The following is a 13455-nucleotide window of genomic DNA, read 5'->3' on the forward strand; positions in this document are numbered from 1 at the left end:
GCAGCCAATTTATCCGCGTGCGACTGGGTCGAACACACCGCAATTGCGCTGCGTGTCGATCAACCAGCCATCCGGCCCCGCGATATCATTGGGCAGGATCGGGGCCGCCCAGCGCACCACCCAGCCAATCACGCGTTCCATCGCAACCACCGCCACACAGGCCAGCACGACACAGGCCAACACGTATCCAACAAATCCAAGCATCACGTCCCCCAGACGTTGCAGCCCCGCAGGGCCATTGAATTGCGCAAGGCCAAAGCAGATTCGTGAGACAGTCTTATGACACACGGACCGATCAGCCTGCGACAAGCCGCCCCCTGCCCCCCGCATGAGGACCGTCCCATGACCGATGACACCGCCTCCGCCTATAACTTCGCCTATCTCGACGAACAGACCAAGCGCATGATCCGCCGCGCGATCCTCAAAGGGCTGGCCATTCCCGGCTATCAGGTGCCCTTTGCCTCTCGCGAGATGCCGATGCCCTACGGCTGGGGCACGGGCGGGGTGCAGGTCTCTGCTGCGGTGCTGACGCCCGAGGACCGGCTGAAGGTGATCGATCAGGGCGCGGACGACACCACCAATGCGGTCTCGATCCGCAGCTTCTTTGAACGCACCGCAGGGGTGGCCACCACCACACAGACCGCGCAGGCCACGGTCATCCAGACCCGCCACCGCATCCCCGAAGAGCCGCTGGCCGAGGGCCAGATCCTTGTCTATCAGGTGCCCATCCCCGAACCGCTGCGCTTTCTGGAACCGCGCGAAAGCGAGACACGCAAGATGCACAGCCTTGAGGAATACGGGCTGATGCACGTCAAGCTTTACGAGGATATCTCGCGCCACGGGCATATCGCCACCTCCTATGCCTATCCGGTGCGGGTCGAGGCGCGCTATGTCATGGACCCCTCGCCCATTCCGAAATTCGACAACCCCAAACTGTCCGACAGCCCCGCGATCCAGTTGTTCGGGGCGGGCCGCGAACAGCGCATCTATGCGGTGCCGCCCTATACCCGCGTCACCAGTCTGGATTTCGAGGATCACCCCTTTGATCCCTCAAAGGCGGACCATCCCTGCGGGCTGTGCGGCGCAACCGACAGCTATCTCGACGAGGTCATCATGGATGACGCAGGCGGGCGGATGTTTGTCTGCTCGGACACGGATTATTGCGAAACGCGGCAGGCGGCCGGACATCGCGGAAAGGACGCGGCATGACCCGATCCCCTACCCCATTGCTGTCGGTTGACGGGCTGACCAAGACCTATGGCAGCCATATCGGCTGCGCGGATGTGTCCTTTGATCTTTACCCCGGCGAGGTCATGGGCATCGTCGGTGAAAGCGGGTCTGGAAAATCCACGCTTCTCAACTGTATGGCGGGGCATCTGGCCCCTGACGCGGGGCGGGTGGTGTTTGATACCCGCACCGGCCCGCGCGACACCCTGCAGATGTCAGAGCCCGAACGCCGGATGCTGTCGCGCACCGATTGGGCCTTTGTCCACCAACATGCGCGTGACGGGCTACGCATGGGCGTCAGCGCAGGTGGCAACGTGGGCGAACGGCTGATGGCTGTGGGCGCGCGCAACTACGGCGATATTCGCGGACAGGCCGTTGACTGGCTGGGCCGGGTGGAGATTTCGCCCAGCCGCGTGGATGACCGCCCCACCACCTTTTCCGGCGGCATGCAGCAGCGGCTGCAAATCGCGCGCAATCTGGTGACAGGGCCGCGACTGGTCTTCATGGACGAGCCGACCGGGGGCCTGGATGTCTCCGTGCAGGCGCGGCTGTTGGATTTGCTGCGCGGTCTGGTGCGGGACATGGGGTTGTCGGCCATCATCGTCACCCATGATCTGGCGGTGGTGCGGCTGCTGGCGGACCGTTTGATGGTGATGAAATCGGGCCATGTGGTCGAACAGGGGCTGACAGATCAGGTTCTGGACGACCCCCAGCATGGCTACACCCAATTGCTGGTCTCCAGCGTGCTTCAGGTCTGAGGAGGCCGCAAATGTTCGAGATCGAAAATGTCACCAAGACCTTTACCCTGCACAACCAAGGCAGCGCGGTGATCGAGGTGCTGTCCGGTGCCTCGCTCAACGTCGCTGCGGGCGAATGTGTGGCGCTGACGGGGGCCTCGGGTGCGGGCAAATCCACCCTGATGCGCATGATCTACGGCAACTACCGCACGCAAAGCGGCGCGATCCGCATTGGCGGCACCGATATCGTGCAGGCCGAGCCGCGCGAGATCATCCGCCTGCGCCGCGAAACGCTGGGCTACGTCAGCCAGTTTTTGCGCGTGGTGCCCCGTGTGCCCACACTCGACGTTGTGGCAGAGCCGCTGCGCGCCGTGGGTGTCGATCAGGCACAGGCCGAGGCGCGGGCCCGCGATCTGCTGGCACGGCTGAACATCCCCCAACGGCTTTGGTCGCTGTCGCCCACGACGTTTTCAGGTGGCGAGCAGCAGCGGGTGAACATCGCGCGCGGCTTTGCCCACAGCTACCCCGCCATGCTGCTGGACGAGCCGACCGCCTCGCTGGATGCGTCCAACCGCGAGGTGGTGCTGTCGTTGATCGAAGAGGCCAAGGCACGCGGCGCGGCGGTCATCGGCATTTTTCACGACGAAGCGGCCCGCACCCGCGTCTGCGACCGCGAAATCGATGTCAGCCGCTTTGCCGCGCAGGTGGCCGCATGACCCCCGCCGGTCGTCTGGTCGCTGTGGTCGGCCCCTCTGGCGTGGGCAAGGATTCCGTGATGGCGGGGCTGCACGCGCGTCTGCCCGATCTGCGCCCTGTGCGCCGCACCATCACCCGCGCGCCGGATCTGGGCGGAGAGGACTACACCCCCGCCACGGTCGCGGAATTTGACCGCTTGCGCGCCCAAGGGGCGTTCTGCCTGCATTGGGGCGCGCATGGTCTGTTCTACGGCATCCCGATGGAGACCTTACAGGCCGTCCGCGATGGTCACGACTGTCTGGCCAACCTGTCTCGTGGTGCGCTGGTTCAGGCGTCACAGGTCTTTCCCGCCCTTACCGTTTTGCATATCACCGCCAGCCCCCAGACCTTGGCCAAGCGGCTGGCAGGGCGCGGACGCGAGACCGAGGCCGAGATCGCCGCCCGTCTGGCGCAGGCGGCCAAGCCCCTGCCCGAGCTGCCCACCCCTGTCCGCGTGATCGAGGTTGCCAATGACGGGGCCTTGGAGGACGCGATAGGCTCAGCCGCGCAGGCGCTTTATCCGGTCAGGGCGTAGCGATGGATCAGTTCGAACCGGCCATCGGGTCGCTCCCCCACAAGGGCCACCTGATCCAGCACAAAGGGACGCGGCAAATCGGGCAGATGCGCCGCCACATGGTCGGCCCAAAGCGGCAGGTCACGTTTGTGCAGCTTGCCCGTCAGGGTCAGGTGAAAGCGGAACTGCTCCATCACATAAGGATAGCCCCAGCGCAGCAGCAGCGCCTCTTGCGCCTCGGACAGGCCCGCCTTGCGGCGCCGTTCCAGATCGGCGTCGCTGAGCGGCGCGCGAAAGGCATCCAGCGCCTTGACACAGGTGGCGGCCACACGGGCGATGCCGCTGTTGTCCCCATCGGGCGTCAGCGCCAGAAACCTGCCCAGCGGCGTCAGCGACAGCCCCTCTGCCGCAGCGGGTGCCAGACTGGCGGCCATCTTTGCCACGCCTGCCTGCACATCCGCCTGCGTAACCCCGTCCGCCAGACGGAACGGCGGTTTCAGCGTTCCGTGAAAGCCGTATTTGCGCGGTGTCATCGTGGCGTCATCAAGACCGGGCACAGCAAACTGATCCGCCGGTTGACCGCTGAGTGCATCCCAGCCCAGCCAGCGCGCGCCGAACTCTGCCAATGCCCCCTCGGGCATCCAATAGACCGCAAAGCGAGTGTATGACATGAATTCTCCCTTCTCTCCTGCCGCTATGCCGGAAACGCATGACGCTTCCATGTCAGGCTCTGTCACGCTTGCCAATGCCCGCCTTGTGCTGCGCGACCGCGTGACCACCGGCTGTGTGACCATCACCGATGGCACCATCACCGACGTAACCGAGGGCGCGCATATCCCAGACGGGGCCATCGACTGTCAGGGGGATTTTGTCACCCCCGGTCTGGTGGAACTGCACACCGACAATCTCGAACGGCATATGGAACCCCGCCCCGAGGTCGACTGGCCGCATCTGCCTGCGCTGATCGCCCATGACGCAGAGCTCGCCTCTGTCGGGATCACCACCGTGTTTGACGCGCTGCGGGTGGGCTCGATCGCCGGAGGCAAGGCCCGCTACAGCGCCTATGCCCGCAATGTGGCCAACGAGCTGCTGCAGGCGCGCGCCGAGGGGGCGTTCAAGATCAGCCATTTCATTCATCTGCGCGCGGAGATCTGTTCGGAAACCCTGCTCGACGAGATGGCCCAGTTCGGCGTCGAGGACCGCGTTGGCATCGTGTCGTTGATGGATCACACCCCCGGCCAGCGGCAATTCCGCGATCTGGGCGCGCTGCGGGTCTACCTGACGAAAAAGCGCAACCTGACAGAGGAAGAATTCCTCGAGCATGTGGCCAACCTCAAGGGGTTGCAGGCGCGGCTGGGGGCGGCCCATGAACAGGGCGCCGTGGCCGAGGCCAACCGCTACGGTGCGGTGATTGCCAGCCACGACGACACCACCGCCGATCAGGTGGCGGTGTCGGCGCGCAACGGTGTGGGTTTTGCCGAATTCCCCACCACTGTCGAGGCCGCCGAGGCCTGCCGCGCGTCGGGGATTGCGGTGATGATGGGCGCGCCCAACCTGATCCGGGGCGGGTCGCATTCGGGCAATGTGGCCGCGCGCGATCTGGCAGAGCGTGACCTGCTGGATATCGTCTCCTCGGACTACGTGCCCTCGGCACTGCTGCTGTCGGCTTTCCGGCTGGCAGAGATCTGGGATGACCTGCCCCGCGCCATCGCCTGCGTGACCGACGCGCCGGCCCGTGCGGCGGGTCTGACGGATCGGGGCCGTCTGGACGAAGGCCTGCGCGGCGACGTCCTGCGCATCCGCGCCAATGGCGACACCCCGCTGCTGCGTGGCGTCTGGAGCCGTGGCGCACGCGTCGCCTGAGATACAACAAACCCCATTGGCAACAGGGCTGCGGCACGCCATGCTGCAGCCCTTGGCCATTGTCGAGGAACCGGACGCGCGACGGCTTGCAACATGCGCCTCAAATAATATCGATATTTTTCTTGAAATGCGTTTTTATCGTCTTTAACCTCCCACACAGGGAGGACGATCATGAAAACACATATGCTTTGCGCGCTGACGCTTGCCGCCAGCGCATCCATCTTTGCACCCGCCGCCATGGCCGAGGAATACCGCATCGGCACCGCCAGCGTCGGCGGCGCATTCTTTCCCATCGGACAGGGGATTTCCAATCTTGTGAACAAATACGGTGGCGGCGACATCACCATGGTGCCCATCGTCACCCAAGGGTCGGTGCAAAACCCCCGCCTTGTGGCGCAGGGCGAGGTCGAGATCGGCATCACCAACGCCAACCTTGCCGCCGATGCGGTCGCGGGGCGCGGGGCCTACAACGGCAATGCCATCGATATCAAAGCGCTTGGCCCCCTGCACCCCAGCGTGCTGCATATGGTCGTGGCGGATGGGTCCGACATCCAGAGCTTTGCCGATCTGGCGGGCAAACGTGTGGCCGTGGGTCCGGCAGGTGGCGGCACCATGGGTTTTCTCAACAACATCCTGCCGGTCTACGGTCTGACACTGGATGATATCACGCCCAGCTTTCTGAGCTATGGCGACGGCTTCAGCCAGCTGTCCGATGGCAACGTGGATGCAGCCCTTGCGCTGTCCGGCTACCCTGCAGCCGCAGTGATGCAGGCGGCGGCCTCTGGCCCTCTGCGCATGATCACGATGGAAGACGACAAGCTGCAGCAGATCCTGACGGACAATCCGGCCTATTCCACCTTTGACATCGCGGCGGACGTCTATGACATGCCGTCGGATGCCACGGTGTTGGGGGTGACCAATATGCTGATCGTGCCCACGGATATGGCTGCCGAGATGGCGGAAAAGATCGCAGCCTCGGTCTATGATCACCTTGACGAGTTCGCGGCTGAAAATGCCAACGCCCGCCAGATTGATCCGGCACGGGCCGCCAGCCTGTCCATCGACCTACATGACGGCGCGCAGGCCTATTTCAGCAAATAAGCTGGGCCGCACCCAAAGGGGCCGGTCGCGGCCCCTTTTCCCTGTCTGACCATCAACAAAAGGACGCGCCATGACCGGCTTGCGTGAAACCCTGACCCCGTCGCGGCTTTTGGCTGTGGTGGCCTTTGCCTTTGGCGCCTATCACCTGCTGATCGTGTCGGGTGTGATCTCCATGTCCACGATGGAGATGCGCCTGACCCATCTGATGCTGGCGCTGACGCTACTGTTTGCGCGCAAGCCCGTGGCAAAGGGGATGGAAGGCAACGCACTGGCCCGCGCGCTGGATGCGGTGCTGATCGTGGCAGGCATCGTGGCAAGCCTGTGGCTGTTGTCCCGTTGGAAGCCCATCGCCTTTAGCGGCGGGATGACCATCGAACAGGATTACTGGGCGGGGCTTGTCATCATCGCGCTGGTGTTCGAGGCGGCGCGACGCGGCATCGGCCTGATCCTGGCGCTGATCACGGCGGTGTTCTTCCTCTATCCCTTTGCCAGCCCGTGGCTGCCCGGCATTCTGGGCGGTCGCGGCTATGGTCTGGAACGGGTGGTGACCTTTCTGACCACCGACACCCAAGGGATCTACGGCATCCCCATCGGCGTGGCCGCCACCTATATCATCACCTTCACGATCTTTGGCGCGCTGCTGTCCCGTCTGGGCGCGGGAGATTTCTTTTTCGAGATCTCTTTCCGTCTGACACGGGGGATGCGCGCGGCGTCGGCGAAATCGGCTGTGCTGTTCTCCTCGCTGATCGGGATGGTGTCGGGGTCTGCGGCGGGCAACGTCGCGGTGACCGGCACACTGACCATTCCGCTGATGACGCGCGAGGGCTACAAACCGCATCAGGCCGCCGGGATCGAGGCCGTGGCCTCCACCGGGGGGCAGATCATGCCGCCGGTCATGGGGGCCGCTGCCTTTATCATGGCCGAGGTGGTGGGTGTGTCCTACACCGAGATCATGAAAACCGGCCTACTGCCGGCGCTTTTGTTCTTTGGCACAGCCTTTGTGGTGGTGCATCTGCGCGCCGTGCGCAGCGACATCGCGCCGGTCACCACGCCGTCAACCGATGAGCGCAGCACCGCGCGTGTGCTTTGGGACGGGATGCCGTTCATCGCGGCCTTTGCCGCGCTTCTGGGTCTGATGCTGATGGGCTACTCCCCGTTCAAGGCTTCGCTCTGGGCCATGGGCGTCATGATCCTTGGCACCGTGATCTGGCAGCGCCGTCTGGACCGTGACCTGCTGACCAAGATCCTTGGCGCGGTGACCGAGGGGGCCAATAATGTCGTCATCATTTCCGCCGCCTGTGCCGCTGCCGGGATCATCGCCGGCGTGCTGGGCCTGTCCGGATTGGGGTCAAAGATCGCGGTGCTGATCGATATGGGATCGGGCGGCAGCCTGATGATTGCGCTGGTGCTGACCATGCTGGTGTCGATCATCCTTGGTATGGGACTGCCCACCACCGCCGCCTATCTGATCCTTGCCACGGTTGTGGCACCGGGACTGGTCAAGATGGGCGTGCCCATGCTGACCGCGCATTTCTTTGTCTTCTATTTCGGCTGCATCTCGACGATCACGCCGCCTGTGGCCCTAGCCGCCTATGTGGCGGGCGGGATCGCCGGAGCCGATATCAACAAATCCGGCTGGACCGCTGCCGCCTATGCCGCGCCCAGCTTTCTGCTGCCCTTTGCCTTTTGCTTTGGCCCCGGTCTGCTGCTGCAGGGCGGGTGGGCTGAAAACATCGCCGCCGTCGTCACCGGCGCGCTTGGCGTAAGTGCCATTGCCATTGCGGTGATCGGCGTACTGACCCGACCGCTATCGCTCCCCGGTCGGGTCGTCGCGGCGCTGGCGGGGGTTCTGCTGCTGTTTCAGGACCTCACCAGCGCCGTGCTTGGAACCGCCCTGTTGGTGGCGCTGTACACCCTGACCGAATTGCGCGCCCGCAAAGGGCAGACCATCTGATCCAAGAAGGACCAAACCCAATGAAAATGACTGAATTCCGCCGTGTGGTCACAGGCCATGACGCCACCGGCAAAGCCATCATTGAAAGCGACCAGACCGCCAGCCAGTTTCTGGAACGGCCAAACCGGCCCGGTGTGCGGCTGACCAACTTCTGGATCTCTGACGGCACCCCTGCGGAATATGACGGGGCGACAGAAACCTGCGTCGGCGATTTCACCCTGCACCCGCCCAAGAACGGCAGCGTGTTCCGCGTCGTGGAATTCCAGCCCGAAGACCCCGAGGTCATGGCCACGCTCGACGGCCCTGCGGCCTTTGCCGAGATGGGGGCCGGTGCCAACATCGTCCAAGGCGCGCGCCACCCGTTCATGCACCGCACCGACAGCGTGGATTACGCGCTGGTTCTGACCGGCGAGATCTGGATGCTGATGGACGACGAAGAGGACGACGTGCATCTGAAAGCGGGCGATGTGGTCATCCAGCGCGGCACCAACCACGCGTGGTCCAACAAGGGCACAGAGACCTGCATCATCATGTTTGTGCTCAATGACGGGGTGACAACGCGGGAGGCCAGTGGCGCGGCCCGCACCGGCATTCCCGCCCGCGCGCCCGCATGATCGCGGCCTGCGCAACGGGCTTTGTCTTTTCCTACAGTAAGGCTAAACGTCAGGTATGAGTATTGTTGAGAACCCGGCCGTGCCCGAGCCGTCACAGGTCATTTCGGCCACCCAGACGACCTATCAGGCGATCCGCCAGATGATCATCACTGGCGAACTTGCCCCCGGTGAAAAGCTCAAGATCGAGCGGCTGAAAGATCGCATCCAGACCGGCGCCTCGCCCATCCGCGAGGCGCTGACCTTGTTGGTCGCCGACAAGCTGGTGGAGCGGATCGACCAGCGCGGCTTTCGCGCAGCGCCAGTAAGTCAGGAAAACTTTGCCGAAATCCTGCGCCTGCGTTGCGCGCTGGAAGACATGGCCCTGCGCGAAAGCATCGCAGCGGCGGATGACACGTGGGAGGAACAGCTGGTGCTGTCGCATCACCGGATGGTGCGTGTGGGGGCTGCGGATGTCGCCACCTTCGAGGAGCATCACAAAGCGTTCCATATGGCGCTGCTGGCGCGCTGTAACTCGCCGATCCTGTTGGGCTATTGCAGCCAGCTTTATGATCTCAACGTGCGCTACCGCTACCTTGCGGGCCGGTCACGCAACTATGGCAAGCGTGACGTGCGCGCGGAACACCGTGACATTCTGGACGCAGCCGTTGCCCGCGAGGTGGATCTGGCATCGCAGCGACTGCTGAGCCACTACCAGCAAACCGGCTCTTTCCTGCGCGAAACGCCGGACGTGCCCCAAGATCAGGACTGAGGTCATCAGTATCAAACGAAAACGGGCAAAGGTCGTCCTTTGCCCGTTTGTTTATGTGCGCTGGGGTGTCCGCGGTGGGTGATCCGCGCGGGCAGCGGGCGTGGGGCCCCCTGCCCGCCTTGGGTCACTCCCCCTTGGCCACCAGTTTGAAATCGAAATCCACCCGCGACCACGCATCGGGCACCTGACCGGACAGGGCGAACCCCTCGGGGAAGCTGCCTGCCGGTTGCGGGGCGTAGTGCATCACCAGATCCTCGCGCACGCCGAACACCGTATCCTGATCGAGATAGGGATCATCCTCGGGGAAGACCTCTGTGACCAGATCGCGGTAGCCATCGGCCTTGATGATGAAATGCAGATGCGACGGACGCCACGGATGCCGTCCCGCCGCATTCAGGATCTGCCCCACCGGACCATCAGTCGGCACGGTATATTCCACGGGCCGCACAGTGGTGAAGGCGTAGTAGCCGTCCTCATCCGCCGTCATCAGCCCGTGAAACGACATGATGTCCATGTCCGGGTCCTGACTGGAATACAGACCGTTCGGCGCGGTCTGCCAGATATCGAGCTGCGCATGCGGGATCGGCGCGCCGTTAAGGTCGCGGACATAGCCCTGAACCAGCAGAACCTCGCCCTCGAAATCCTCTTTCAGGTCGGCCCCGATCTCCATCGGCGGCGCGTCAGAGACATGGAACGGGCCAAGCACGCTCGACGAGGTCGCGTCCGGGTGGGAGTTGATCATATCCACCAGCGACGACAGGCCCAGCACGTCGGAGAGCAGGACAAATTCGTTGCGTTCGGGCGTGGTGATCTGGCCGGCCCATTCCACGGCCTTCAGCCCTGCGCGCCATTCGTCATGGGTCAGCCCCACCTCGCGCGTAAAGGCGTGCAGATGCTTTGCCAGCGAGGACATGATTTCCTTGAACCGCGGATCGGTGTCCGGGCCAAAGTAGCCGGCAAAGACGTCAGAGATATTGTCGGGTGTTACGTTACGCATGTGGTCGTGTCCTCACAAAAGGGCAAGGGAGAGAGAGGGAAAGGCGATCAGCAGGACGAGCACCACCAGCATGACGGCGGCAAAGGGCAAGGCCCCCATGAACACGTCCTTCAGCGTGATGCGCGGATCGTCCAGCGTCGCCTTGATGACAAAACAGGAGATGCCCAGCGGCGGGGTCAGCAGGCCGATTTCGGCCCCGATGACGGTGATGATGCCAAACCACACAAGGCTCAGCCCCATGGGTTCGATCAGCGGCAGAAACAGCGGCACCACGATCAGGATGATCGACGAAGTGTCGAGGATCGTGCCAAGGAACAACATCAGGATAACATAGGCCACCATGATCAGCGCAAAGCTCAGATCGCTGGCCGCAAGGATCGCCTCAAGCTCCCTTGGGAGGCCCGCCAGACCAAGCATCCGGCTGTAGATCGAGGCGGCAGTGATCAAGAACAGGATGGCTGCCGTGATGTGGCCTGTTTCGATCAATGTGTCCCACAGCCCGCGCCACGTCATGGTGCGGCGCACGGCAGCGATCAGAAGGCCAAGCGCGGCGCCAGCGGCCCCCGCCTCTACCGGGGTCATGATGCCCAGATAGATGCCGCCGATGACGGTTACGATCAGGATGATCATAGGCAGGGTGCGGCGCGCAACCTCGGCCCAGCTCATCGGTTCGTAATCCTCCGCCGGACGGCCGCCTACGAATTTCGGCGTAAAGCGGCCCATCAGCCAGATCGCCCCGATATAGGCCCCTGCCAGCATCAAGCCGGGGATGACGCCTGCAATGAACATCTCGCCCACGGATTGTTCCGCCACAAAGGAATAGATGATCAGCATGGCCGAGGGCGGAATGATCATGCCCAGCACCGACGATCCGGCCACCACCCCCACGGCAAAGCGCGGGTTGTAGTCGTATTTCAACATCTCGGGCACAGCCACCTTGGAGAACACCGACGCCGAGGCGATGGAGCTTCCGGTGACAGCGGCAAAGGCTGCGTTCGCCCCCACCGTGGCCATGCCGATGCCGCCCAGCACCCGCCGGAAGGCCGCGCTCATGACCGCATAGATGTCAGAGCCAAGCCCCGCCTTTGACACCACCAGCCCCATGAAGCTGAACAGCGGTATCGTGGCAAAGGGATATTCCATCGCGCTTTCGCTGATGGTGATTTTCAGCAGGTTCAACGCAAGGGTGAAGTTGTCGCGCATCAGCCAGATCGACACAAAGGAGACGGCCGTCAGCGCGATGGGAATGTAGACGCCAAGATAGATCAGGGCCACGATGGCCAAGACCGAAACAGCGCCAATGTCTATGGGAGTCACAGGTCGGTTTCCCTTCCGGGTCGCAGGACTTTGAGGGCAAAGATGATCGCGCACAGGATGGCGCTGGCCAGAATGCACAGTTTGATCGGCCAGTAGGGTGCGGTGAACACACCGGGCGTGCCGAAATAATCCTGCGAGTGCCACATCTCGACGAAGATCGGATAGGACGCCACGGCAATCATCGCCATGACGGCAAAGGACAACAGGTCCACGGCGCGGCGCAACAGCCCCGCCAGACGGGGGGCGCGTGTCTCCAGCAGGCCCAGAAACCCGTCAGAGCGCGTCAGCCGCCCCGCACGGATCACATCCGGCAATTGCAGGAACACGATCAGCACCATGGCGAATTGCACCAGCTCGACGGTGCCACGCAGCGGCGCATTGGCCAGCGTGCGCGCCAGCATGTCGTAGTTGACCACCACAACCAGCGCCAGAACCATCAGCGTGCCAGAAGCATTGGCCCCCAGCGCCACAGCGCGCGCCAGCCACGCCGCAGCACCGTGCAGCCGCCGGTAGCCTGATGCTACCGGCGCACTGCTTTGGCCGTTTGGCCTGCTCACTGGGTCAGACCTGCGGTCCAGTCCCGCAAGGGCGCATCATCGCCGCTGACCTTTGCCAGATAGGCGGCCAGCATCTGCGATCCGGGCTTGCCCTTGGCATCCAGATCCGCAGCCCATTCGGCAGCGATATCAGGCAGGCTCGCGGCCCATGCGGCGCGCTGCTCGGCGCTCATGGGGACGATCTCGCCGCCCGCTTCGGTATAGGCGGCCTCGGCCTCTGCCGCGCGGTCCATGGCTACCTCTGCCACATGATCACGGTAGGATGTCGCCGCCTCGCGTATGGCGGTCTGGACCTCTTCGGGCAGCCCGTTGAAGAAATCCTTGTTCGCGGTCAACGTCTTGGAGTTCACAGCCCCCAGATCGGCGTCCAGCATGAACGGCCCCACCTCGGAGATCTTGAAGGTCGCCGCAGCCTCCGGCCAGAGCATGGCATGTTCCACCAGACCGGTCTGAAGCATGTTGTAGAAATCGGTCAGACCGCCGCGCACACCGGCGGCGCCTTCGATGCCTTCCACATAGCGCAGGTTCATACCCGCCCCCGCGATCTTCGCACCTTCCAGATCCGCAACGGTTTCGACCTTTTCGGATGAAAACAGCTGGTAGGTGTCCAACACGACGCCGGTCGTCAGGTAGACTTGGTTCTGGGCATCGAATTCCTCGGCCATGGTGGGGAATTCCTGCGCGATCTCATCGACCGCACGCGCCACCACCCGCGCGTCCGAGGACACAAAAGGCGTCACCGCGGCAATCGCCTGACTGGGCAGTTTCGAGCTGTGGAAAATGGTGGTGACAATGCCGATGTCGCCAAGACCCAGTTGCAGCCCTTCGAGCACGCCCTTGGGTTTGACCACCGTGCCACCATAGCTTTCACGCCAGTCGATCTGGTAGTTGCCCGTCTCGGCCAGACGTTTGTCCACTTCGGGGATGAAATGGTTGGTCAGCTCCTGCACCCACATGGCGCGGGCGGGATAGCCGTCGATCATATTGATGGTGATCGTCTCTTGCGCCATCGCGGGCAAGGCCGCAGCCCCCGCCAACAGCGCCGCTGTAACAGTCATGAAACGCATGGGTTTCCTCCTCCCTATGGTGCG

The 13455-nt window shown here is 63.5% G+C and carries 15 protein-coding genes; 9 read left to right on the forward strand and 6 right to left on the reverse strand.

The features are described 5' to 3' along the window. Positions 1 to 9 precede the first annotated feature (9 nt). A complete protein-coding gene (locus tag ACN5AZ_RS04000; protein ID WP_419427567.1) occupies positions 10 to 309 on the reverse strand; it encodes a hypothetical protein in 300 nt (99 codons plus the stop codon). Between the two features lie 33 nt (positions 310 to 342). Here ACN5AZ_RS04000 and ACN5AZ_RS04005 point away from each other — a divergent pair, with 33 nt between their 5' ends. The 4 genes from ACN5AZ_RS04005 to phnN are packed head-to-tail and all read left to right on the forward strand — an operon-like array spanning position 343 to position 3234. Next, on the forward strand, positions 343 to 1209 hold the full coding sequence (locus ACN5AZ_RS04005; protein WP_419427568.1) for an alpha-D-ribose 1-methylphosphonate 5-phosphate C-P-lyase PhnJ: 867 nt from the start codon (positions 343 to 345) through the stop codon (positions 1207 to 1209). Further along, positions 1206 to 1985 carry a phosphonate C-P lyase system protein PhnK gene (gene phnK, locus ACN5AZ_RS04010; RefSeq protein WP_419427569.1) on the forward strand — a complete coding sequence of 260 codons (780 nt, stop codon included), beginning with the start codon at positions 1206 to 1208 and terminating at the stop codon, positions 1983 to 1985. The genes ACN5AZ_RS04005 and phnK overlap by 4 nt, the downstream gene beginning before the upstream one ends. Before the next feature lie 11 nt (positions 1986 to 1996). Beyond that, a complete protein-coding gene (phnL, locus tag ACN5AZ_RS04015; protein ID WP_419427570.1) occupies positions 1997 to 2680 on the forward strand; it encodes a phosphonate C-P lyase system protein PhnL in 684 nt (227 codons plus the stop codon). After that, positions 2677 to 3234 carry a phosphonate metabolism protein/1,5-bisphosphokinase (PRPP-forming) PhnN gene (phnN, locus tag ACN5AZ_RS04020; protein ID WP_419427571.1) on the forward strand — a complete coding sequence of 186 codons (558 nt, stop codon included), beginning with the start codon at positions 2677 to 2679 and terminating at the stop codon, positions 3232 to 3234. The genes phnL and phnN overlap by 4 nt, the downstream gene beginning before the upstream one ends. Here the strand turns inward: phnN and ACN5AZ_RS04025 are convergent. Next, positions 3216 to 3884 carry a DUF1045 domain-containing protein gene (locus ACN5AZ_RS04025; RefSeq protein ID WP_419427572.1) on the reverse strand — a complete coding sequence of 223 codons (669 nt, stop codon included), beginning with the start codon at positions 3882 to 3884 and terminating at the stop codon, positions 3216 to 3218. The two genes, phnN and ACN5AZ_RS04025, sit on opposite strands and share 19 nt — an antisense overlap. A 49-nt stretch (positions 3885 to 3933) precedes the next feature. Between ACN5AZ_RS04025 and ACN5AZ_RS04030 the strand changes: the two genes are divergently transcribed. The 5 genes from ACN5AZ_RS04030 (at position 3934) to ACN5AZ_RS04050 (ending at position 9493) form a co-directional block, all read left to right on the forward strand. Next, on the forward strand, positions 3934 to 5076 hold the full coding sequence (locus tag ACN5AZ_RS04030) for an alpha-D-ribose 1-methylphosphonate 5-triphosphate diphosphatase (protein ID WP_419427573.1): 1143 nt from the start codon (positions 3934 to 3936) through the stop codon (positions 5074 to 5076). A gap of 171 nt (positions 5077 to 5247) precedes the next feature. Beyond that, positions 5248 to 6177 (forward strand): TAXI family TRAP transporter solute-binding subunit, encoded by a 930-nt coding sequence (locus tag ACN5AZ_RS04035; protein WP_419427574.1) that lies wholly within the window; start codon positions 5248 to 5250, stop codon positions 6175 to 6177. 70 nt (positions 6178 to 6247) lie between these two features. Then, positions 6248 to 8131 (forward strand): TRAP transporter permease, encoded by a 1884-nt coding sequence (locus ACN5AZ_RS04040; RefSeq protein ID WP_419427575.1) that lies wholly within the window; start codon positions 6248 to 6250, stop codon positions 8129 to 8131. A gap of 20 nt (positions 8132 to 8151) precedes the next feature. Continuing rightward, positions 8152 to 8745, forward strand: coding sequence for a cupin domain-containing protein (locus ACN5AZ_RS04045; protein ID WP_419427576.1), 594 nt, complete (start codon positions 8152 to 8154; stop codon positions 8743 to 8745). Positions 8746 to 8800: 55 nt separating this feature from the next. Beyond that, on the forward strand, positions 8801 to 9493 hold the full coding sequence (locus ACN5AZ_RS04050) for a GntR family transcriptional regulator (RefSeq protein WP_419427577.1): 693 nt from the start codon (positions 8801 to 8803) through the stop codon (positions 9491 to 9493). A 124-nt stretch (positions 9494 to 9617) separates the two neighbouring features. Here ACN5AZ_RS04050 and ACN5AZ_RS04055 read toward each other — a convergent pair whose 3' ends face one another. Genes ACN5AZ_RS04055 through ACN5AZ_RS04070 form a run of 4 tightly spaced genes read right to left on the reverse strand, consistent with a single transcriptional unit; the run spans position 9618 to position 13431 of the window. Next, a complete protein-coding gene (locus tag ACN5AZ_RS04055) occupies positions 9618 to 10490 on the reverse strand; it encodes a dioxygenase (protein ID WP_419427578.1) in 873 nt (290 codons plus the stop codon). 12 nt (positions 10491 to 10502) lie between these two features. Next, the gene (locus ACN5AZ_RS04060; protein ID WP_419427579.1) at positions 10503 to 11807 is read right to left on the reverse strand and encodes a TRAP transporter large permease; all 1305 of its coding nucleotides are present in this window, start codon (positions 11805 to 11807) and stop codon (positions 10503 to 10505) included. Further along, positions 11804 to 12364 carry a TRAP transporter small permease subunit gene (locus ACN5AZ_RS04065; RefSeq protein ID WP_419427580.1) on the reverse strand — a complete coding sequence of 187 codons (561 nt, stop codon included), beginning with the start codon at positions 12362 to 12364 and terminating at the stop codon, positions 11804 to 11806. Before ACN5AZ_RS04065 ends, ACN5AZ_RS04060 begins: the two co-directional genes overlap by 4 nt. Then, a complete protein-coding gene (locus ACN5AZ_RS04070; RefSeq protein ID WP_419427581.1) occupies positions 12361 to 13431 on the reverse strand; it encodes a C4-dicarboxylate TRAP transporter substrate-binding protein in 1071 nt (356 codons plus the stop codon). The genes ACN5AZ_RS04065 and ACN5AZ_RS04070 overlap by 4 nt, the downstream gene beginning before the upstream one ends. Between the last annotated feature and the right edge of the window lie 24 nt (positions 13432 to 13455).

The organism is Sagittula sp. SSi028 (genome assembly GCF_048553715.1).
Lineage (GTDB): Bacteria > Pseudomonadota > Alphaproteobacteria > Rhodobacterales > Rhodobacteraceae > Sagittula.